A 1,246-nucleotide genomic window follows, 5' to 3' on the forward strand; every position below is an offset into this window, starting at 1 on the left:
TGTCGGCATGCTGCTGGGCAACCTGGACCGCGAAATGCGCGACTTCCTCGCGCGTGCCGTGCCGCCGGTCATGCGATCGGTGAAATACAGCGGAATGCCGGTCACGACTACCACTGCCAGACCCAGTCCGATGCCGAGCAATCCGGCTTGCCAGACCTTGTGCAGATCGAGACTTGCGCCCAGCGCCAGTGCGAAAAACGGGATCATCACCGGCACGGCACGCGCGAGGAAGTCGCGCATTTCGCGGTCCAGGTTGCCCAGCAGCATGCCGACGACGAGCGGGAGGATGCTGCCTACGAGCGTCGGCCACGGAAACGCCGACAACCCTGCCACGCCGAGCGTGACCATGGTCAGGAACGGTCCCGATTCCAGCGACATGATCGTGTACGCGCCCACGTCCTCCGAGCGGCCGTACTGGCCCATCAGCGCCATATAGAGGCCGCCGTTGGTATCGTTCATCGCGGCGACGACGGCCAGCGTCGAAATGCCGGCGAAGATGCCCGATGACACCGGTTGCTCGCCCAGGAAGTGCCCCAGCACGATGCCCACCACGATCGCCGAGCCGATCTTCGCCGCGAACAGCGCGCCGCCTTTCCTGATGAGATACGGCGTGGCCTTGACATCGATGCTCGCGCCCATGCACACATAGAACACGGCCAGAATGGGCAACGCGCCGGTGAACAGCGCGCTGGTGAAGGAGCCGAAGAACTTCGGCATGCCGGGCAGGAAGGTCGCGATCAGCGAACCGATCAGCAACGGCACGATCATCATGCCGCCGGGAACACGTTCAATTGAACGCTTGATTGGGAACTGGGCCATGCGGGTCTCCGGTGTAATGCCTGCTGAGAAGTGATCTCGAGTCGAGTGCTCGAATCGATCATATGTTTGATTGGAATGATCAAAATGAAGTGTAGTCTCGATTGATGAAATGCGCAAATCGATCGTATATTTGATTGAATCGATCATTTCGGCGGACGGAGGCACAGCGAGCCGGACGCGTTTTGCGCGCCGCTAATACACTAGTGACATGACCGCAGCCAGGAAAATGACTCCAAAACCGCTCGCCGGCTTTCATCCCGCCGTTGCGAACTGGTTCAACCGGCATTTCCCTGCGCCTCGGTGGGCGGGTTGGCGGCGACCGATGCGTTGTTGTATGTCGCGAACACATCGGCCAATCGCATCGAAGTGTACGACGCCGAAACGATGCAGCAAAAGAGCAACTGGAGCGCGCCGCAACCGGGGCGTC

1 protein-coding gene is annotated in these 1,246 nt (G+C 60.8%); it reads right to left on the bottom strand.

What is annotated here, in order from left to right:
- Positions 1–819, bottom strand: an 819-nt coding sequence (locus ACRXB1_RS36285; protein ID WP_449494803.1) for a 2-keto-3-deoxygluconate permease, incomplete at its 3' end; no start/stop codon positions are given.
- Positions 820–1,246 lie beyond the last annotated feature (427 nt).

The organism is Caballeronia sp. M23-90, assembly GCF_053574605.1.